The sequence below is a fragment of the Citrobacter sp. Cs237 genome (genome assembly GCF_030332325.1).
Classification (GTDB): Bacteria; Pseudomonadota; Gammaproteobacteria; order Enterobacterales; family Enterobacteriaceae; genus Citrobacter_A; species Citrobacter_A sedlakii.
Window position 1 is genome coordinate 27,882 of record NZ_JAOWIB010000103.1, and the last position, 19,004, is coordinate 46,885.

General features: G+C 54.6%; 19 protein-coding genes. 10 read left to right on the top strand and 9 right to left on the bottom strand.

Features of this window, described 5'->3' with window-relative positions; all coding sequences use genetic code 11:
- Positions 1–172 precede the first annotated feature (172 nt).
- The 6 genes from glmS to phoU all read left to right on the top strand — a co-directional run bounded on the left by glmS (position 173) and on the right by phoU (position 6,907).
- Positions 173–2,002 (top strand): glutamine--fructose-6-phosphate transaminase (isomerizing), encoded by a 1,830-nt coding sequence (glmS, locus tag OGY07_RS10655; protein ID WP_042287315.1) that lies wholly within the window; start codon positions 173–175, stop codon positions 2,000–2,002.
- A 317-nt stretch (positions 2,003–2,319) separates the two neighbouring features.
- Positions 2,320–3,360 carry a phosphate ABC transporter substrate-binding protein PstS gene (gene pstS, locus OGY07_RS10660; protein WP_042287304.1) on the top strand — a complete coding sequence of 347 codons (1,041 nt, stop codon included), beginning with the start codon at positions 2,320–2,322 and terminating at the stop codon, positions 3,358–3,360.
- Positions 3,361–3,484: 124 nt separating this feature from the next.
- Complete coding sequence (pstC, locus tag OGY07_RS10665; protein ID WP_042287300.1) at positions 3,485–4,444, top strand: phosphate ABC transporter permease PstC; 960 nt, start codon at positions 3,485–3,487, stop codon at positions 4,442–4,444.
- The gene (pstA, locus tag OGY07_RS10670; protein ID WP_042287297.1) at positions 4,444–5,334 is read left to right on the top strand and encodes a phosphate ABC transporter permease PstA; all 891 of its coding nucleotides are present in this window, start codon (positions 4,444–4,446) and stop codon (positions 5,332–5,334) included. Before pstC ends, pstA begins: the two co-directional genes overlap by 1 nt.
- 47 nt (positions 5,335–5,381) lie before the next feature.
- Entirely contained in the window at positions 5,382–6,155 is a 774-nt protein-coding gene (gene pstB / locus OGY07_RS10675; RefSeq protein ID WP_286600452.1) for a phosphate ABC transporter ATP-binding protein PstB, read from the top strand.
- Between the two features lie 26 nt (positions 6,156–6,181).
- Entirely contained in the window at positions 6,182–6,907 is a 726-nt protein-coding gene (gene phoU / locus OGY07_RS10680) for a phosphate signaling complex protein PhoU (RefSeq protein WP_012907987.1), read from the top strand.
- A 45-nt stretch (positions 6,908–6,952) separates the two neighbouring features.
- Here the strand turns inward: phoU and yieH are convergent, their stop codons facing one another.
- A complete protein-coding gene (gene yieH / locus OGY07_RS10685; protein WP_060569957.1) occupies positions 6,953–7,618 on the bottom strand; it encodes a 6-phosphogluconate phosphatase in 666 nt (221 codons plus the stop codon).
- Positions 7,619–7,784: 166 nt separating this feature from the next.
- Here yieH and adeP point away from each other — a divergent pair, with 166 nt between their 5' ends.
- Entirely contained in the window at positions 7,785–9,122 is a 1,338-nt protein-coding gene (gene adeP, locus OGY07_RS10690) for an adenine permease AdeP (protein WP_286600455.1), read from the top strand.
- Positions 9,123–9,183: 61 nt separating this feature from the next.
- On the opposite strand, the gene OGY07_RS10695 is transcribed toward adeP, so the two are convergent.
- From OGY07_RS10695 to OGY07_RS23475, 8 genes are all read right to left on the bottom strand, one after another.
- The gene (locus tag OGY07_RS10695; RefSeq protein ID WP_286600457.1) at positions 9,184–9,750 is read right to left on the bottom strand and encodes an NADPH-dependent FMN reductase; all 567 of its coding nucleotides are present in this window, start codon (positions 9,748–9,750) and stop codon (positions 9,184–9,186) included.
- A gap of 10 nt (positions 9,751–9,760) precedes the next feature.
- Entirely contained in the window at positions 9,761–10,510 is a 750-nt protein-coding gene (locus OGY07_RS10700) for a 4'-phosphopantetheinyl transferase family protein (RefSeq protein ID WP_181822285.1), read from the bottom strand.
- A gap of 201 nt (positions 10,511–10,711) precedes the next feature.
- A complete protein-coding gene (gene mnmE, locus OGY07_RS10705) occupies positions 10,712–12,076 on the bottom strand; it encodes a tRNA uridine-5-carboxymethylaminomethyl(34) synthesis GTPase MnmE (protein WP_060569960.1) in 1,365 nt (454 codons plus the stop codon).
- A 180-nt stretch (positions 12,077–12,256) separates the two neighbouring features.
- Positions 12,257–13,903 carry a membrane protein insertase YidC gene (yidC, locus tag OGY07_RS10710; RefSeq protein ID WP_042287260.1) on the bottom strand — a complete coding sequence of 549 codons (1,647 nt, stop codon included), beginning with the start codon at positions 13,901–13,903 and terminating at the stop codon, positions 12,257–12,259.
- Positions 13,904–13,905: 2 nt separating this feature from the next.
- Positions 13,906–14,163, bottom strand: coding sequence for a membrane protein insertion efficiency factor YidD (gene yidD, locus OGY07_RS10715; RefSeq protein WP_001307474.1), 258 nt, complete (start codon positions 14,161–14,163; stop codon positions 13,906–13,908).
- A complete protein-coding gene (gene rnpA / locus OGY07_RS10720; RefSeq protein WP_042287256.1) occupies positions 14,127–14,486 on the bottom strand; it encodes a ribonuclease P protein component in 360 nt (119 codons plus the stop codon). The genes yidD and rnpA overlap by 37 nt, the downstream gene beginning before the upstream one ends.
- 16 nt (positions 14,487–14,502) lie before the next feature.
- On the bottom strand, positions 14,503–14,643 hold the full coding sequence (gene rpmH, locus OGY07_RS10725; protein WP_000831330.1) for a 50S ribosomal protein L34: 141 nt from the start codon (positions 14,641–14,643) through the stop codon (positions 14,503–14,505).
- Between the two features lie 228 nt (positions 14,644–14,871).
- Positions 14,872–14,952 (bottom strand): hypothetical protein, encoded by an 81-nt coding sequence (locus OGY07_RS23475; protein WP_420245489.1) that lies wholly within the window; start codon positions 14,950–14,952, stop codon positions 14,872–14,874.
- A gap of 296 nt (positions 14,953–15,248) precedes the next feature.
- Here OGY07_RS23475 and dnaA point away from each other — a divergent pair, with 296 nt between their 5' ends.
- From dnaA to recF, 3 genes are all read left to right on the top strand, one after another.
- Positions 15,249–16,655, top strand: a complete 1,407-nt coding sequence (gene dnaA / locus OGY07_RS10730) for a chromosomal replication initiator protein DnaA (protein ID WP_060569962.1) — start codon at positions 15,249–15,251, stop codon at positions 16,653–16,655.
- Positions 16,656–16,659: 4 nt separating this feature from the next.
- Positions 16,660–17,760 carry a DNA polymerase III subunit beta gene (dnaN, locus tag OGY07_RS10735; protein ID WP_042287249.1) on the top strand — a complete coding sequence of 367 codons (1,101 nt, stop codon included), beginning with the start codon at positions 16,660–16,662 and terminating at the stop codon, positions 17,758–17,760.
- Positions 17,761–17,907: 147 nt separating this feature from the next.
- Positions 17,908–18,981 carry a DNA replication/repair protein RecF gene (gene recF / locus OGY07_RS10740; RefSeq protein WP_060569963.1) on the top strand — a complete coding sequence of 358 codons (1,074 nt, stop codon included), beginning with the start codon at positions 17,908–17,910 and terminating at the stop codon, positions 18,979–18,981.
- Positions 18,982–19,004 lie beyond the last annotated feature (23 nt).

Here is a 19,004-nt window from a genome sequence, read left to right on the forward strand (position 1 = left end):
AGGATTTCGCATTGTGGCAAAGCGGCAAGCGAATGAGTCAATGGGAGCTTATCTGAGTAAGTGACCATGGCGAAAGCGTGCGGCCAGCACAGCCACGGCGTGAAAGACGAAGGATAAATACAGGTCGAAAGACAACGAGAGGCATAATGCCTGGATTCGGAATCAAAAAAATATGTGTGGAATTGTTGGCGCAATCGCGCAGCGTGATGTAGCTGAAATCCTTCTCGAAGGTTTACGTCGTCTGGAATACCGTGGTTATGATTCTGCGGGTCTGGCGGTAGTGGATGCGGAAGGTCATATGACCCGTCTGCGTCGTCTGGGGAAAGTGCAAATGCTGGCGCAGGCTGCGGAAGAACACCCGCTGCATGGCGGTACCGGCATCGCTCACACCCGCTGGGCAACGCACGGCGAACCTTCAGAAGCAAACGCGCATCCGCATGTTTCTGAACACATTGTGGTGGTGCATAACGGCATCATTGAAAACCATGAACCGCTGCGCGAAACGCTGAAAGCGCGCGGCTACACCTTCGTTTCTGAAACCGACACCGAAGTGATTGCTCACTTAGTGCACTGGGAGCTGGAACAGGGCGGTACGCTGCGGGAAGCGGTCCTGCGGGCGATCCCGCAACTGCGCGGCGCATACGGCACAGTAATCATGGATACCCGCCAGCCGGATACGCTGCTGGCGGCACGCTCGGGTAGCCCGCTGGTGATCGGACTGGGAATGGGCGAAAACTTCATCGCCTCTGATCAGCTGGCGCTGCTGCCCGTGACTCGCCGCTTTATCTTCCTTGAAGAAGGCGATATCGCGGAAGTGACGCGTCGTAGCGTCGCTATTTTTGATAAAACCGGTGCGGATGTGCAGCGCCAGGATATCGAATCCAGTCTGCAATATGACGCGGGTGATAAAGGTATCTACCGCCACTACATGCAAAAAGAGATCTACGAACAGCCGAATGCGATCAAGAACACCCTTACCGGACGTATCAGTCACGGTGAAGTGGATCTGAGCGAGCTGGGACCGAAAGCCAACGAACTGCTGGCGCAGGTTGAGCACATTCAGATCATCGCCTGCGGCACATCTTACAACTCCGGGATGGTTTCTCGTTACTGGTTTGAATCGCTGGCAGGCATTCCTTGCGATGTCGAAATTGCCTCAGAGTTCCGCTATCGCAAATCCGCCGTACGTCGCAACAGCCTGATGATCACCCTGTCGCAGTCGGGCGAAACGGCGGACACGCTGGCTGGCCTGCGCCTGTCGAAAGAGCTGGGCTATCTGGGCTCGCTCGCTATCTGTAACGTGCCGGGGTCATCGCTGGTGCGTGAATCGGATCTGGCGATGATGACCAATGCCGGTACTGAAATTGGCGTGGCGTCGACCAAAGCGTTTACCACGCAGTTGACCGTTCTGCTGATGCTGGTGGCGAAACTGGCGCGTCTGAAGGGACTGGATGCCGCTATTGAGCATGACATCGTGCACGGCCTGCAGGCGCTGCCGAGCCGTATTGAGCAGATGTTGTCGCAGGACAAACGCATTGAAGCGCTGGCAGAAGACTTCTCTGACAAGCATCACGCGTTATTCCTGGGGCGCGGCGATCAGTATCCGATTGCGCTGGAAGGCGCGCTGAAGCTGAAAGAGATCTCTTATATCCATGCGGAAGCGTACGCGGCAGGGGAACTGAAGCACGGTCCACTGGCGCTGATTGACGCGGATATGCCGGTTATTGTGGTGGCTCCGAACAACGAACTGCTGGAAAAACTGAAATCCAACATCGAAGAAGTCCGGGCGCGTGGCGGCCAATTGTATGTATTCGCCGATCAGGATGCGGGCTTTGTCAGCAGCGACAACATGCACATTATCGAGATGCCGCATGTCGAAGAGGTGATCGCCCCTATCTTCTACACCGTTCCGTTGCAACTGCTGGCATATCACGTGGCGCTGATTAAAGGCACCGACGTGGACCAGCCGCGTAACCTGGCAAAATCGGTTACCGTAGAGTAAAACCAGAAGGCCCCGCGAAAGCGGGGCTTTTTTTCTTCATTGTTCTGTTTTTCATCAATTCTCCTGCCGTTTAACTGTGACAAATCGTCATCTTCAGCTATTTTTTTCAGTGTCACAGAAAGAAAATTTTTCTGAAAACAGACTGTCATGTTAATGGCTAACTTACTGAAATATATTGGTTAAATTAACTGGCTTTATGTGAAATTTTCATTGTCATAAAACTGTCATATTTCGTACATTTAACTGTCACCTGTTTGTCCTATTTTGCTCATCGTAGCCACTTAACAATGATTTACGAAAATCTTGCAGGAGACATTATGAAAGTTATGCGTACCACTGTCGCAACTGTTGTCGCCGCGACCTTATCCATGAGCGCTTTCTCTGTATTCGCAGCAGCAAGCCTGACAGGCGCAGGTGCAACTTTTCCTGCGCCGGTGTATGCCAAATGGGCCGATACTTATCAGAAAGAGACCGGTAGTAAGGTTAACTACCAGGGTATCGGCTCCTCCGGTGGTGTTAAACAAATCACAGCAAATACCGTTGATTTCGGTGCTTCTGATGCGCCGTTGTCTGACGAAAAACTGAACCAGGAAGGTCTGTTCCAGTTCCCGACCGTGATCGGCGGCGTGGTGCTGGCGGTAAACATTCCGGGTCTGAAATCGGGTGAACTGGTACTGGATGGTAAAACCCTGGGCGATATCTACCTGGGTAAAATCAAGAAGTGGGATGACGAAGCCATCACCAAACTGAACCCGGGTCTGAAACTGCCTTCGCAGAATATCGCCGTGGTTCGTCGTGCTGACGGTTCCGGTACTTCCTTCGTCTTTACCAGCTACCTGGCGAAAGTGAACGAAGAGTGGAAAACCAAAGTGGGTTCTGGCTCTACCGTAAACTGGCCGACCGGTCTGGGCGGTAAAGGTAACGACGGTATCGCCGCATTTGTACAGCGTCTGCCGGGCTCTATTGGTTACGTTGAGTACGCTTACGCGAAGCAAAACAACCTGGCTTACACCAAGCTGATTTCTGCCGATGGCAAACCGGTTAGTCCGACGGAAGAGAGCTTCTCCAACGCGGCGAAAGGCGCAGACTGGAGCAAATCTTTCGCTCAGGATCTGACGAACCAGAAAGGTGACGATGCGTGGCCAATCACGTCCACCACCTTCATCCTGGTCCACAAAGAGCAGAAGAAACCTGAGCAGGGCGCAGAAGTGCTGAAGTTCTTCGACTGGGCTTACAAAAATGGCGGCAAACAGGCGAACGACCTGGACTACGCCAGCCTGCCAGACAGCGTGGTTGAGCAGATTCGTGCTGCATGGAAGACCAACGTGAAGGACAGCAGCGGTAAAGCGCTGTACTAAATACCCGCATATTGTGAGCCGCAGCGGTATTGGCTGCAGCTCGAATTATTTAGGGTATGGCATTACGTTAGCCAGGAAGCACGATAAAATACGCGCTTCCTGGCCCAAACTTAAAGAGTGATTTATGGCTGCAACCAAGCCTGCTTTTAACCCACCGGGTAAAAAGGGTGACATGATCTTCAGCGCGCTGGTAAAACTGGCTGCGCTGATTGTGCTATTGATGTTGGGTGGCATTATTGTCTCTCTGATCATCTCCTCCTGGCCGAGCATTGAGAAGTTTGGTTTCTCATTCCTGTGGACCAAAGAATGGGATGCGCCAAACGATATCTACGGCGCGCTGGTGCCGATCTACGGTACGCTGGTGACCTCTTTTATCGCACTGCTGATCGCCGTTCCGGTGAGCTTCGGCATTGCGCTGTTTCTGACAGAACTTGCTCCCAACTGGCTGCGTCGTCCGCTGGGTATCGCCATTGAACTGCTGGCGGCAATCCCCAGTATCGTTTACGGCATGTGGGGGCTGTTTATCTTTGCGCCGCTGTTCGCCACTTACTTCCAGGAGCCGGTCGGCAATATTCTTTCCAACATTCCGTTTGTTGGCGCGCTGTTCTCCGGCCCGGCGTTTGGTATCGGTATCCTCGCGGCAGGCGTGATCCTCGCCATCATGATCATTCCGTACATTGCGGCGGTGATGCGTGACGTATTTGAACAAACCCCGGTAATGATGAAAGAGTCAGCCTACGGCATCGGCTGCACCACCTGGGAAGTTATCTGGCGTATCGTCCTTCCGTTCACCAAAAATGGGGTGATTGGCGGCATTATGCTGGGCTTAGGCCGCGCGCTGGGTGAAACCATGGCGGTGACCTTTATTATCGGTAACACGTACCAGCTCGATAGCGCGTCGCTATACATGCCTGGCAACAGCATTACCTCTGCGCTGGCGAACGAATTTGCGGAAGCTGAATCCGGTCTGCACGTTGCGGCGCTGATGGAACTGGGCCTGATCCTGTTCGTGATTACCTTTATCGTACTGGCCGCGTCTAAGTTTATGATTATGCGCCTTGCGAAGAACGAGGGGGCACGCTAATGGCTACGCTTGAAATGCAAAATACCGCTGCGCTGGCAGAGTCCCGTCGCAAAATGCAGGCGCGTCGCCGCGTGAAAAACCGTATCGCCCTGACGCTTTCTATGGCAACGATGGCGTTTGGTTTGTTCTGGTTAATCTGGATCCTGATGTCCACCATTACGCGTGGTATCGACGGGATGTCGCTGGCGCTGTTCACCGAAATGACGCCGCCGCCGAATACCGCGGGCGGGGGCCTTGCGAACGCCCTGGCGGGTAGCGGTCTGCTGATTCTGTGGGCGACTGTATTCGGCACGCCGTTGGGCATTATGGCGGGGATTTATCTGGCTGAGTATGGTCGTAAGTCCTGGCTGGCTGAAGTGATTCGCTTTATTAACGACATTCTGCTTTCCGCTCCGTCTATTGTGGTCGGTCTGTTTGTCTACACCATCGTGGTGGCGCAGATGGAGCACTTCTCCGGCTGGGCTGGCGTAATCGCGCTGGCGCTGCTGCAGGTGCCAATCGTGATCCGTACGACCGAAAACATGCTGAAACTGGTGCCGGACAGCCTGCGAGAAGCCGCTTACGCGCTGGGCACGCCGAAATGGAAGATGATTTCGGCGATCACCCTGAAGGCGTCTGTTTCCGGGATCATAACTGGCGTGCTGCTGGCTGTTGCGCGTATTGCCGGTGAAACCGCGCCGCTGCTGTTTACCGCGCTCTCCAACCAGTTCTGGAGCACGGACATGATGCAGCCGATCGCCAACCTGCCGGTGACGATCTTTAAATTTGCGATGAGCCCATTCGCGGAATGGCAGCAACTGGCCTGGGCCGGGGTGCTGATCATCACCCTTTGCGTACTGTTGCTGAACATTCTGGCGCGCGTCATTTTCGCGAAGCAGAAACACGGTTAAATTTTTACGGCGCGGCACATCGCGGCGCCGAATGAGGAAATGAGTCAATGAGTATGGTTGATACTGCCCCGGGTAAGATTCAGGTTCGTGATTTGAACTTCTACTACGGCAAATTCCATGCCCTGAAGAATATCAACCTGGATATCGCGAAGAACCAGGTGACGGCATTCATCGGTCCGTCTGGCTGTGGTAAATCCACGCTGCTGCGTACCTTTAACAAGATGTATTCGCTCTATCCGGAGCAGCGTGCGGAAGGTGAAATTATGCTGGACGGTGACAACATCCTGACCAATACCCAGGATATCGCCCTGCTGCGTGCGAAAGTGGGGATGGTGTTCCAGAAACCAACGCCGTTCCCGATGTCGATTTATGACAACATCGCCTTTGGCGTGCGTCTGTTTGAGAAACTCTCCCGTGCGGATATGGACGAGCGCGTGCAGTGGGCATTGACCAAGGCCGCATTATGGAACGAAACCAAAGATAAACTTCACCAGAGCGGGTACTCTCTCTCCGGTGGTCAGCAGCAGCGTCTGTGCATTGCGCGCGGTATCGCCATTCGCCCGGAAGTGTTGCTGCTGGATGAGCCGTGTTCAGCGCTGGACCCGATCTCAACCGGGCGTATCGAAGAGCTGATCACCGAGCTGAAGCAGGATTACACCGTAGTGATCGTTACTCACAACATGCAGCAGGCTGCGCGTTGTTCTGACCACACGGCGTTTATGTACCTGGGCGAGTTGATTGAGTTCAGTAACACGGACGATCTGTTCACTAAGCCCGCGAAGAAACAAACCGAAGATTATATTACTGGCCGCTACGGTTGATTTGCCTTAGTGCATGTGGAGAAACCATGGACAACCTCAATCTTAATAAACACATTTCCGGCCAGTTCAACGCAGAGCTGGAAAGCATTCGCACCCAGGTGATGACCATGGGCGGCATGGTCGAGCAGCAGCTTTCTGATGCGATCACCGCAATGCATAACCAGGACAGCGAACTGGCGAAACGTGTTATCGACGGCGATAAACACGTTAACATGATGGAAGTGGCGATCGACGAGGCCTGCGTGCGCATTATTGCCAAGCGCCAGCCGACGGCGAGCGACCTGCGTCTGGTGATGGCGATCATCAAAACCATCGCCGAGCTGGAGCGTATTGGCGACGTGGCGGACAAAATCTGCCGTACCGCGCTGGAGAAGTTCTCTCAGCAGCACCAGCCTCTGCTGGTGAGTCTGGAGTCACTGGGCCGCCATACCGTGCAGATGCTGCACGACGTGCTGGATGCGTTTGCGCGCATGGACCTTGACGAAGCGGTCCGTATCTACCGTGAAGACAAAAAGGTCGATCAGGAATACGAAGGCATTGTGCGCCAACTAATGACCTACATGATGGAAGATTCACGTACCATTCCGAGCGTCCTGACGGCGCTGTTCTGTGCGCGATCCATTGAGCGTATCGGCGACCGTTGCCAGAATATCTGCGAATACATCTTCTACTTCGTGAAGGGACAGGATTTCCGTCACGTTGGCGGTGACGAACTGGACAAGCTGCTGGCGGGTAAAGATCCGAAAGAGTAAGGTTTAAGGCGGGCGGCGCTTAGCGCTTACCCGCCCTGTTTTCATTTAACGCGTAATATTCCACCCACGCGCTTTCCACAAAGCGGGCAGTTGCGCCAGTTCGGTAAAGGTCGTCACTTTGGGATGTTCGATCGGCTTGTTGTGCGGATCGGCGCAAAAATAGAAAACTTCCATTCCCGCATCAATCCCCGACTGGGCGCCAGCGGATGAATCATCCACCAGAATACAGTTTTCAACGTTAACGTTCATCGCTTTAGCGGCATGTAACATCAAGGCCGGATCGGGCTTCCAGCGTTGAATATCGTAGCCGCTGAACAGTTTTTCCGGGAAATGATGCAACATACCGAGCTTGCCCAGCGAGTGCTGCATTTTGCTTACTGGCCCGTTAGAGACCACGCAGATCGGCACCGTCATCGCATCCAGCAGCGCGTTTGCACCGGCAATAACCTCCAGTTCGGCGTCGAAAAGGCGTGCGACCTCGGCGCGATAAACGGGTTCTAAGTCGGCTATTGCCAGCGAAACGCCCTGTTCCTCATTAATGATATCAATGATTTCGTAGAGCTTGACGCCTTTAAAGCGCTTAAACACTTCGTCGAGATCGAGGGTGATACCGAATTCCTGGAACATCGCCACATACGCGCGGGAACAGATAACTTCACTGTCAACCAGCGTACCGTCACAGTCGAAAAATACCGCTTCAATTCCGGACATGCCTTTCCCTTTTTACGAGTTTAACGTTTACGTACTGCGCGATCGTGAGACGCAATCGTTGCCGTATAAGCAAATTCAATGAAAAAAACATCACACAACCGCCCCCTATTGTCGCATTTTGGTATAGGATAGCGACGAATTTTCCCTCCTTGTTCGGAAATTGATAATGAGTCAACAACACACAACCCAGACTTCTGGTCAGGGGATGCTGGAACGCGTGTTTAAACTGCGCGAACATGGCACGACGGCACACACCGAAGTGATCGCCGGTTTCACCACCTTCCTGACGATGGTTTACATCGTTTTTGTGAACCCGCAAATTCTCGGCGTCGCTGGCATGGACACCAGCGCCGTCTTTGTTACTACCTGTCTGATTGCCGCGTTTGGCAGCATCCTGATGGGGCTGTTCGCTAACCTGCCCGTGGCGCTGGCGCCCGCGATGGGCCTGAACGCCTTCTTTGCGTTCGTTGTGGTTGGCGCGATGGGGCTGCCGTGGCAGGTTGGTATGGGCGCGATTTTCTGGGGCGCGGTTGGTTTGCTGCTGCTGACCATCTTCCGCGTGCGTTACTGGATGATTGCTAACATCCCGGTCAGCCTGCGCGTGGGGATCACCAGCGGTATCGGCCTGTTTATTGGGATGATGGGGCTGAAAAACGCCGGTGTTATCGTCGCGAACCCGGAAACCCTGGTGAGCATTGGTAACCTGACCTCCCACAGCGTGCTGCTGGGCGTACTCGGCTTCTTTATCATCGCGATCCTCGCCTCCCGCAATATTCATGCCGCGGTGCTGGTGTCTATTATCGTTACCACCCTGTTGGGCTGGCTGCTGGGCGATGTGCATTACAATGGTATCGTCTCCGCTCCGCCGAGCATTTCTACCGTGGTTGGCCATGTCGATCTGGCGGGTTCGTTTAATCTCGGTCTGGCGGGGGTTATCTTCTCCTTCATGCTGGTCAACCTGTTCGACTCCTCCGGTACGCTGATCGGCGTTACTGATAAAGCGGGTCTGGCCGATGAGAAAGGAAAATTCCCGCGCATGAAACAGGCGCTGTTTGTCGATAGCGTCTCTTCCGTAACGGGGTCGTTTATCGGGACATCTTCCGTGACCGCCTACATTGAGTCGTCTTCCGGCGTGTCCGTTGGCGGGCGCACCGGTCTGACGGCCGTGGTTGTCGGTCTGCTGTTCCTGCTGGTGATCTTCCTGTCGCCGCTGGCGGGGATGGTGCCGGGTTACGCAGCGGCTGGCGCGCTGATCTACGTCGGCGTGCTAATGACCTCCAGCCTGGCGCGCGTGAAATGGGAAGATTTAACCGAGTCTGTTCCGGCTTTTATTACCGCGGTGATGATGCCGTTCAGCTTTTCGATTACTGAAGGGATTGCGCTGGGCTTTATCTCTTACTGCGTGATGAAATTGGGTACCGGACGACTGCGCGATCTCAGCCCATGTGTGGTGGTGGTTGCTCTGCTGTTCGTGCTGAAGATTGTGTTTATCGACGCGCACTAATATTGCGATGTTGCCGGATGGCGCAACGGCGTCTCCGGCAAATGTCTAAGAAGATTGGCGCTTACGCTTTTACGCGCTGGATGTAATCGCCAAATGCCGTTAACTGCCCGGTCAGGTGGTCCAGCGTGCTTTGATCAATCACTTCTCCGCTTTGCGGATCCACTTTGTTCTGAATAACACCGCCCATAAATTCCGGCTTGTTCATCACCATTGCATCCAGGAACACCAGAATCTGACGCAGATGATACTGGCAGCGCGCGCCGCCAATCGCGCCCATTGAGCTGGTCTGAATCAGCACCGGCTTGCCAGTCAGCGGCTGATCGGGAAGGCGGGACAGCCAGTCGATGGCATTCTTCAGACCGCCGGGTACCGAATAGTTGTATTCCGGCGTAACGATGACGACGCCGTCGGCATGGCGGATCTGTTCGGCCAGCGCTTCGACGCTCGCCGGGAAACCCTCCTCCTGCTGCAGGTCTGCGTCGTAAAGCGGAATATCAGCGATAGACGGGAGTGGACTTACCTCCATTCCTGCCGGAGCGATCTTCGGCAGCGTACGGGCGACCATTCCATTAAACGACCCTTTGCGCAGACTTCCCAGTAACGTGACAACCTTTAACGTTTCAGACATGGTGACTCCATCAGTTATGCGTATAAGACTTCGCCGCGGATAATTGCGCGAATCGCATCAGACGACCCGTTTCCGCATTAGCGCGGGTCTGGATATCAGGCAGGTTTTTCCAGCCCTGCTTACCATCAAACTCCCAAACCTGTAATTTATCAATGCCTGGCGTAACCGCCACTGACCACACCAGCAGATCTTCCGCATCGCAGATCGCTTCCAACGGTGCGACATGCGCGCACTTCAGGCGCCCCGCGCCCGGCAGCAGTTGAAGCTCGCGGGGATCGTCATTGCGAACATCGCCAGTGAGTTTCAGGATGCTCTGACGCAAGGTGATCATCTGCGCGCGCGCCTCGTTGGGATCGTTTTGCTTGCTGATCCACAGACGTTCATTACTGGAGAAGACAGGGGGTGGCGAACAGTGAGGCGGGACAAAGCTGCGGGTGGCGCGCTGAAGTTCCATATCCAACCCGCATTCGCCTTCGGTCGCCAGTGCCACACCAACGACATTTCCTGCGTAGGCGATAGAAAAACTGGGGAGATTTTGCTCACGAAACGCGGGTTTGCCTTTCGCTTTTATGATGATTTCCGGTAACTCAAGCGTGCCATACAGCATGAACATCAGCTCGGCGAGAAGGCCTCTGGACGCCAGGAAACGTGTCTGTCGATGCGCCGGAAGGTTTCGCGCGTCAAGGTGGCAGGAGGTGGGTAAACGCACTGAAATCAAATGCCCCTCCGTGAGTATCCCTCTGGCAAAATGTATCCCCATTTTTCGCTCCATGATTAATGGTCCTTAATAATGACGAGAGTAACATTTACGTGATTTATGGACATAGGAAATCACAAAAAAGTGCGACCGAAACCGCGTCTCTTACGTGCTTTTACATTTCAGGGAAAAGATGCCAAAGAAGTGGCGTCAGAAAGAAGCTGACCGGATGTTGGCATCTGCCGCCATCCGGCGCTATTTGGGTTACTTACCAATACAGAAGCTGGAGAAAATCCGTCCCAGCAGATCGTCCGAGGTAAACTCGCCGGTGATCTCACTCAGCGCCTGCTGCGCCAGACGCAGTTCCTCCGCCAGCAGTTCGCCCGCCCAGGCGCCCAGCAGCTGGTTTTTGCCCTGCTGGAGATGTTCTGCGGCTTCAGCCAGCGCCTGAAGATGACGGCGACGGGCCAGGAAGCCGCCTTCCATATTGGTGTCAAAGCCCATGCTCTGCTTGAGATGGTTACGCAGTACATCTACACCTTCGCCGGTTCGCGCAGAGAGGCGAACCAGTGAGTGACCATTCACCTCGCTGATGCCCAGCGTCTCTCCGGTAATGTCCGCTTTATTACGTACGACAGTTATCGGCAATTTAGCCGGCAGACGGGCGATAAAGTCCGGCCAGATCTCCGCCGGGTCGACGGCGTCGGTCGTGGTGCCGTCCACCATAAACAGCACGCGGTCGGCCTGCTCGATCTCCTGCCAGGCGCGCTCGATACCGATACGCTCAACCTCGTCGCTGGCATCGCGCAGACCGGCGGTGTCGATGATGTGCAGCGGCATGCCGTCGATATGGATATGCTCGCGCAGCACGTCGCGGGTGGTGCCAGCAATGTCGGTCACAATCGCTGCTTCACGTCCCGCCAGCGCATTCAGGAGGCTCGATTTCCCGGCGTTAGGGCGTCCGGCAATGACCACCTTCATCCCTTCGCGCAGCAGGCTACCCTGACGCGCTTCGGCGCGCACCGCGTCGAGGTCGGCAATAACGTCATTCAACTGCGCTTCGATTTTGCCATCCGACAAGAAATCGATCTCTTCATCCGGGAAGTCAATGGCCGCTTCCACGTAGATACGCAGGTGAGTGAGCGCTTCCACTAGATGATTAACGCGGGTGGAAAACGCCCCCTGAAGCGAGTTCAGCGCCGAACGCGCCGCCTGTTCGGAACTGGCGTCAATCAGATCGGCAATGGCTTCTGCCTGTGCCAGATCGAGCTTATCGTTAAGAAACGCACGTTCGGAAAACTCGCCGGGACGGGCGATACGCAGACCAGGAAGGGTCAGAATGCGTTTTAACAGCAGATCGAGAATGACCGGGCCACCGTGTCCTTGTAGCTCCAGCACGTCTTCGCCCGTGAAAGAGTTCGGGCCGGGGAACCACAGGGCGATCCCCTGATCCAGCGCCGAGCCGTCGGCATCCTTAAACGGCAGATAGTCGGCATAGCGCGGCTTGGGCAGTTTACCCAGAACGGCTTCGGCCACCTCGCGCGCTTTCAGGCCGGAGATGCGCAGAATACCGACGCCCCCGCGTCCCGGTGGGGTTGCCTGGGCGACGATAGTGTCGTTATGGCTCATGATTGCTCTCTCTAAAATGTAAAAAAGGCGGTCTATTGACCGCCTTCTCTGGCATTAACTTTACCGTAGATTCTCGAAATAATTCAAGTTGCAGGAAGGCGGCAAGTTAGTGAGGCCCCAGGAGCTGACTGGGGCGAACTAACGAAGCCAACGCATCTGCGGCTTGAAGAATGAAGATAATCAGGATTTTTTCTTCTCGCGGCTATGCAGACCACGTTTTTCCAGCCCGCGATAAATCAGCTGCTGCTGGATAATGGTCACCAGGTTGCTGACGATATAGTACAGCACCAGACCTGACGGGAACCACAGGAAGAACACGGTGAAGATGACCGGCATAAAGGTCATGATCTTCTGCTGCATCGGGTCGGTCACGGTGGTCGGCGACATCTTCTGGATGAAGAACATCGTCACGCCCATCAGGATCGGCAGGATGTAGTACGGGTCCTGTGCGGACAGGTCATGGATCCACAGCGCGAACGGCGCGTGACGCAGCTCCACGGAACCCATCAACATGTAGTACAACGCCAGGAAGATAGGCATCTGGATCAGCAGCGGGAAGCAGCCGCCCAGCGGGTTAACCTTCTCTGCTTTGTACAGCGCCATCATCTCCTGGCTCTGACGCTGTTTGTCGTCGCCCAGACGCTCACGCATGGCCTGAATCTTCGGCTGCAGCATACGCATCTTCGCCATGGAGGTGTACTGCGCTTTGGTCAGCGGGTACATGATGCCACGAACGATAAAGGTGATGATGATGATCGAGAAGCCCCAGTTACCCACGAAGCTGTGGATCCACTTCAGCAGTTTGAACAGCGGTTGAGAGATGAACCACAACCAACCGTAATCCACGGTCAGATCCAGGTGCGGTGCAACGGCCGCCATTTTATCCTGAATTTCCGGGCCAACCCACAGGGTGCTGGTCATCGCGCCAGTCTGACCAGGCTGTACCAGTACCGGCTGAGATTTATAGCCGATAGCCGCTACGCCGTTGCCCAGATTCGCGGTATAGAAGTTGTTGGTGCCGTCGTTACGCGGAACCCATGCCGTTGCGAAATACTGTTGCAACATTGCGACCCAACCGTCTTTAGCGTTGACGTTCAGGTTTTCGTTTTCAGCAATGGTGTCGAATTTGTATTTCTCATACTTCTCATCCGGCGTGGAGTACGCTGCGCCACGGAAAGTATGCAGCGCAAAGTTGCTGCTTCCGGTGTCACGATGAGACGGCAGATTGATGGATTGCTTCAACTGACCAAAGGTGGAGATCTCCAGCGGTTTCTCGCCGGCGTTCTGCACGCTGTAGTTGACGTTGACCGCATAGTCGCCACGTTTCAGGACGAACGTTTTCGTAAACGTGTTGCCTGCGGCGTCGGTATAGGTCATCGGGATCTGCAATTCGTTTTGACCGTCTGCCAGTACAAACGCGTCTTTTTCAACGTTGTACAGCGGACGCGGACCGTTAGCCGGGTTATCCGGGCCGTCGCGACCGGTCAAACCACTCTGGGCCTGATAGATAAACTGTGGGGTAGTTTCCAGCAGTTGGAATGGTTCGCTGGAACCGAGCTCTTTCGGGTAAGCGGGCAGCAGGGCCTGTTCCACATCACCACCACGGGTGTTAATGGTCAGATCAAGCACGTCAGTCTTAACCGTAATCAGTTTCCCCTGGCCACTGGCCGGTACGCCCTGGTCGGCGGCGCTACCCGCTGCGGTGGTCGTTGTCTGCGTGGTCTGTTGGGTCTGGGGTTGCGGATTTTTATCCTGCTCCCAGGCTTGCCAGATCATGAAAGACACGAACAGCAAAGCGATGATAAGAAGATTGCGTTGCGAATCCATCGTTAGTGTTCTCTGGTATCAAATGGTCCGGGCGGGACGGGATCGTCACCACCAGGGTGTAAAGGGTGGCATTTTAATACGCGTTTCACCGTCAACCAACTGCCTTTTATCACTCCAAACCTGCGCAATGCCTCAATTCCGTAGCTTGAACAGGTTGGCGTGAAACGACAGTGCGGCCCAAGCAGCGGACTGATCAGGCGTTGATAGACCCGAATAAGGGCTATCAGGACCCGCGAGCCAGGCGACAGTGGCGGCGCCATAATTTTTCCAACGCTTCCGAGAGAGCACGGTTATCGAGGTCGGCAACCCCCTTTTTCGCCACCACCACGAAGTCCATTGCAGGAAGTTCGTGCTGACGCAGACGAAAGCTTTCACGCGTCAGACGTTTAATCCGATTGCGTTCATGGGCGCGTCGAACGTTTTTCTTGGCGACGGTAAGACCGATACGGGGATGCCCCAGCGAATTCAGGCGGCCGAGGATGGTGATTTGCGGCGTGCCAGCCCGTTGTGGCTGCTGGAAGACGAATGTGAAATGATTGGGAGTTAACAAACGTAACTCCCTGGGAAATGCGAGCTTAACCACTCAGGGGTTAGCTTTATTACTTGGAAACGGTCAGACGAGCGCGGCCTTTAGCACGACGACGTGCCAGAACCTGACGACCATTTTTAGTAGCCATACGAGCACGGAAGCCGTGAGAACGGTTGCGCTTCAGTACAGACGGTTGAAAAGTGCGTTTCATGGCGATTTCTACCTAAACTTGAATAAATTCACTGACTTTTGCGTATACCCGAACGAGTTTCGAACGACTTACGCCACAGTGTGGGTGATTAAAGAGGCCGGATTGTAATAATTGTACACTCCGGAGTCAATTCTCTTTCCTTAAATCCCTGCCTTTTTCCGCACCTTTTCGCACGAAAAACAGACAGCGTTGACGCCGTTTCACAGGCATCGCGCGACGGGTGGAGAATTATACGGACTGGTGGGTAAAGCGCAAGGATCGCCCGGGATCTTTATTAGATCGTTTAAGGCGTAAACCGTCTTTACTCATTAAATTTTCCGATATGGGCGCGAAATCGCCCTGATCCTCTCCAGGATCGTTTACACTTACCCCGTCTTGTGAAGACCTGTGGATAAATCGGGAAGAATCTGTGAGAAACAGAAGATCTCTTTCTCAGTTTACGCTATGATCCGCGGTCCCGATCGTTTCCAGAGATCCTGATCGGGTAAAATTGCAGATAGCAATTCGCACGTCACCCTTTGCATAGGGTCTTGTCGATGTGCGTCAACAATCATGAATGTTTCAGCCTTTGTCATTTATCGACTTTTGTTCGAGTGGAGTCCGCCGTGTCACTTTCGCTTTGGCAGCAGTGTCTTGCCCGATTGCAGGATGAGTTACCAGCCACAGAATTCAGTATGTGGATACGCCCGTTGCAGGCGGAACTGAGCGATAACACGCTGGCTTTGTATGCGCCAAACCGTTTTGTGCTCGATTGGGTAAGAGACAAGTATCTCAATAATATCAATGGGCTGCTGAATAATTTTTGCGGCGCTGACGCCCCGCAGCTACGCTTTGAGGTCGGCACGAAGCCGGTCACCCAGACGCTGAAGACGCCGGTCAATAACAATGTTGCCGCGCCCGCTCAGGTGGCTCAGGTACAACCGCAGCGTCAGGAACCCGCGGCGGCGCGTCCCGGCTGGGACAACGTACCGGCGCCCGCTGAGCCTACCTACCGTTCTAACGTTAACGTGAAACACACGTTTGATAACTTCGTCGAAGGTAAATCTAACCAGCTGGCGCGCGCGGCGGCGCGTCAGGTGGCGGACAACCCTGGCGGCGCCTATAACCCGTTATTCCTGTATGGCGGCACCGGTCTGGGGAAAACCCACCTGTTGCACGCGGTAGGAAACGGTATTATGGCGCGCAAGCCCAACGCGAAAGTCGTGTATATGCACTCCGAACGCTTTGTGCAGGACATGGTGAAGGCCCTGCAAAACAACGCGATCGAAGAGTTCAAACGCTACTACCGTTCCGTTGACGCGCTGCTGATCGATGACATTCAGTTCTTTGCCAATAAAGAACGATCCCAGGAAGAATTTTTCCACACCTTTAACGCCTTGCTCGAAGGTAATCAGCAGATCATTTTGACGTCGGATCGTTATCCTAAAGAGATCAACGGCGTCGAGGATCGTTTGAAATCCCGCTTTGGTTGGGGGTTGACGGTGGCGATCGAACCACCTGAACTGGAAACCCGCGTGGCGATCCTGATGAAAAAGGCAGATGAAAACGACATTCGTCTGCCTGGCGAAGTGGCGTTCTTTATCGCCAAGCGACTGCGCTCTAACGTGCGTGAGCTGGAAGGGGCGCTGAACCGCGTGATTGCTAACGCCAACTTTACCGGTCGGGCGATCACCATCGACTTCGTTCGCGAAGCGCTGCGCGATCTGCTGGCGTTGCAGGAAAAACTGGTCACTATCGACAATATTCAGAAGACAGTGGCGGAGTATTACAAAATCAAGATTGCGGATCTGCTGTCCAAGCGTCGTTCTCGCTCGGTAGCGCGTCCGCGTCAGATGGCGATGGCGCTGGCCAAAGAGCTTACCAACCACAGTCTGCCGGAAATTGGCGACGCGTTTGGCGGGCGTGACCACACCACCGTACTCCACGCCTGCCGCAAGATTGAGCAGTTGCGTGAAGAAAGCCATGATATTAAAGAAGATTTCTCCAATTTAATCAGAACATTATCTTCGTGACGCTATGAAATTTACCGTTGAACGTGAACATTTATTAAAACCGCTTCAGCAGGTCAGCGGCCCGCTGGGTGGTCGTCCTACGCTGCCGATTCTCGGTAACCTGTTGCTGCAGGTGGCTGACGGTACGCTTTCGCTGACCGGTACCGATCTTGAAATGGAAATGGTGGCGCGCGTTGCGTTGATTCAGCCGCATGAGCCTGGCGCGACCACTGTCCCGGCACGCAAATTCTTTGATATTTGCCGTGGCCTGCCGGAAGGCGCTGAAATCGCCGTTCAACTGGAAGGCGATCGCATGCTGGTGCGCTCTGGTCGCAGCCGATTTTCGCTTTCCACCCTGCCTGCCGCCGACTTCCCGAATCTGGACGACTGGCAAAGCGAGGTCGAATTCACGTTGCCGCAGGCGACGATGAAACGTCTGATTGAGGCCACGCAATTCTCCATGGCGCATCAGGATGTGCGTTACTATTTAAACGGTATGCTGTTCGAAACGGAAGGTGAAGAGCTGCGTACGGTGGCGACCGATGGTCACCGTCTGGCGGTCTGCTCCATGCCGATCGGCCAGTCGCTGCCGAGTCATTCAGTGATTGTGCCGCGTAAAGGCGTGATTGAACTGATGCGTATGCTCGATGGCGGCGAAAACCCGCTGCATGTGCAGATCGGCAGCAACAACATCCGCGCTCATGTGGGCGACTTTATCTTTACGTCCAAGCTGGTGGATGGCCGCTTCCCGGACTACCGTCGCGTGTTGCCGAAAAATCCGGATAAACATCTGGAAGCCGGCTGCGATATTCTTAAGCAGGCGTTTGCCCGTGCGGCGATCCTCTCGAACGAAAAGTTCCGCGGCGTGCGCCTGTATGTGAGTGAAAACCAGCTCAAAATTACCGCCAATAACCCGGAACAGGAAGAAGCAGAAGAAATTCTGGATGTGACTTATCCGGGAACGGAAATGGAGATCGGCTTTAACGTCAGCTACGTGCTGGATGTGCTGAATGCGCTGAAGTGTGAAACCGTGCGCATTATGCTGACCGACTCCGTCTCCAGCGTACAGATTGAAGATGCCGCATCACAAAGCGCGGCATACGTCGTCATGCCTATGAGACTTTAGTGAAAAATATCGGGCTATCTTGCTTGCCATTATCAACCTGGGCTGTGCTCGCCCCTGTCACGTACTTCGTGTACGCTTCAGGGTTTGTGCGCAGTCCGCGTTGAAACTGGCTGCGCCGATTACGCCCTGGCCCGAAGAAACCCTGATATGTCACTGACGCGCCTTTTAATCAAAGACTTCCGCAATATCGAAAGCGCGGATCTCGCTTTATCCCCCGGCTTTAACTTCCTGGTTGGCGCCAACGGCAGCGGCAAAACCAGCGTGCTCGAAGCCATCTATACGCTCGGCCATGGCCGGGCGTTTCGCAGTTTGCAGCCAGGCCGCGTGATTCGCCATGAACAGGACGCGTTTGTTCTGCATGGACGTTTGCAGGGCGCAGAGCGGGAAACCGCCATCGGCCTGACCAAAGACAAACAGGGCGACAGCAAAGTGCGCATCGATGGCACCGACGGTCACAAGGTCGCGGAGCTGGCGCACCTGATGCCAATGCAACTGATTACCCCCGAGGGGTTTACTTTGCTCAATGGCGGCCCCAAATACAGAAGAGCGTTCCTCGATTGGGGATGCTTTCACAACGAAACCGGATTCTTTACCGCCTGGAGCAACCTGAAGCGGCTGCTGAAACAGCGTAACGCCGCGCTGCGCCAGGTGAGTCGTTACGAACAACTGCGTCCGTGGGATAAAGAACTCATTCCGCTGGCGGAACAAATCAGCACCTGGCGCGCTGCGTACAGCGCCGGTATCGCGCAGGATATGGCGGACACCTGCCAGCAGTTCCTTCCTGAATTCACGCTCTCGTTCTCTTTCCAGCGCGGCTGGGAGAAAGAGACGGAGTATGCCGAGGTGCTGGAGCGCGGTTTCGAACGCGACCGCATGTTGACTTACACCGCGCACGGTCCGCACAAAGCGGATTTTCGCATTCGCGCCGATGGCGCGCCGGTGGAAGATACCTTGTCGCGTGGGCAGCTTAAGCTGCTAATGTGCGCCTTACGTCTGGCGCAAGGCGAATACCTCACCCGCGAGAGCGGGCGGCGGTGTTTGTACCTGATAGATGATTTTGCCTCTGAACTTGATGATGCGCGTCGCGGGCTGCTGGCCAGCCGCTTAAAAGCGACGCAATCGCAGGTCTTCGTCAGCGCAATCAGCGCTGAACACGTTCTGGACATGTCGGATGAAAATTCGAAGATGTTTACCGTGGAAAAGGGTAAAATAACGGATTAACCCAAGATTAAATGAGCGAGAAA

What these genes read in the sequence shown, in the direction of transcription:
- pstS (WP_042287304.1), top strand. Translation starts at nt 2,320, where the DNA reads ATGAAAGTTATGCGTACCACTGTCGCAACTGTTGTCGCCGCGACCTTA.
- adeP (WP_286600455.1), top strand. Translation starts at nt 7,785, where the DNA reads ATGAGTCAACAACACACAACCCAGACTTCTGGTCAGGGGATGCTGGAA.
- glmS (WP_042287315.1), top strand. Translation starts at nt 173, where the DNA reads ATGTGTGGAATTGTTGGCGCAATCGCGCAGCGTGATGTAGCTGAAATC.
- rpmH (WP_000831330.1), bottom strand. Translation starts at nt 14,643, where the DNA reads ATGAAACGCACTTTTCAACCGTCTGTACTGAAGCGCAACCGTTCTCAC.
- yidC (WP_042287260.1), bottom strand. Translation starts at nt 13,903, where the DNA reads ATGGATTCGCAACGCAATCTTCTTATCATCGCTTTGCTGTTCGTGTCT.
- dnaN (WP_042287249.1), top strand. Translation starts at nt 16,660, where the DNA reads ATGAAATTTACCGTTGAACGTGAACATTTATTAAAACCGCTTCAGCAG.
- pstC (WP_042287300.1), top strand. Translation starts at nt 3,485, where the DNA reads ATGGCTGCAACCAAGCCTGCTTTTAACCCACCGGGTAAAAAGGGTGAC.
- yieH (WP_060569957.1), bottom strand. Translation starts at nt 7,618, where the DNA reads ATGTCCGGAATTGAAGCGGTATTTTTCGACTGTGACGGTACGCTGGTT.
- OGY07_RS10695 (WP_286600457.1), bottom strand. Translation starts at nt 9,750, where the DNA reads ATGTCTGAAACGTTAAAGGTTGTCACGTTACTGGGAAGTCTGCGCAAA.
- OGY07_RS10700 (WP_181822285.1), bottom strand. Translation starts at nt 10,510, where the DNA reads ATGGGGATACATTTTGCCAGAGGGATACTCACGGAGGGGCATTTGATT.
- OGY07_RS23475 (WP_420245489.1), bottom strand. Translation starts at nt 14,952, where the DNA reads ATGAGTAAAGACGGTTTACGCCTTAAACGATCTAATAAAGATCCCGGG.
- phoU (WP_012907987.1), top strand. Translation starts at nt 6,182, where the DNA reads ATGGACAACCTCAATCTTAATAAACACATTTCCGGCCAGTTCAACGCA.
- yidD (WP_001307474.1), bottom strand. Translation starts at nt 14,163, where the DNA reads ATGGCGCCGCCACTGTCGCCTGGCTCGCGGGTCCTGATAGCCCTTATT.
- pstB (WP_286600452.1), top strand. Translation starts at nt 5,382, where the DNA reads ATGAGTATGGTTGATACTGCCCCGGGTAAGATTCAGGTTCGTGATTTG.
- pstA (WP_042287297.1), top strand. Translation starts at nt 4,444, where the DNA reads ATGGCTACGCTTGAAATGCAAAATACCGCTGCGCTGGCAGAGTCCCGT.
- recF (WP_060569963.1), top strand. Translation starts at nt 17,908, where the DNA reads ATGTCACTGACGCGCCTTTTAATCAAAGACTTCCGCAATATCGAAAGC.
- mnmE (WP_060569960.1), bottom strand. Translation starts at nt 12,076, where the DNA reads ATGAGCCATAACGACACTATCGTCGCCCAGGCAACCCCACCGGGACGC.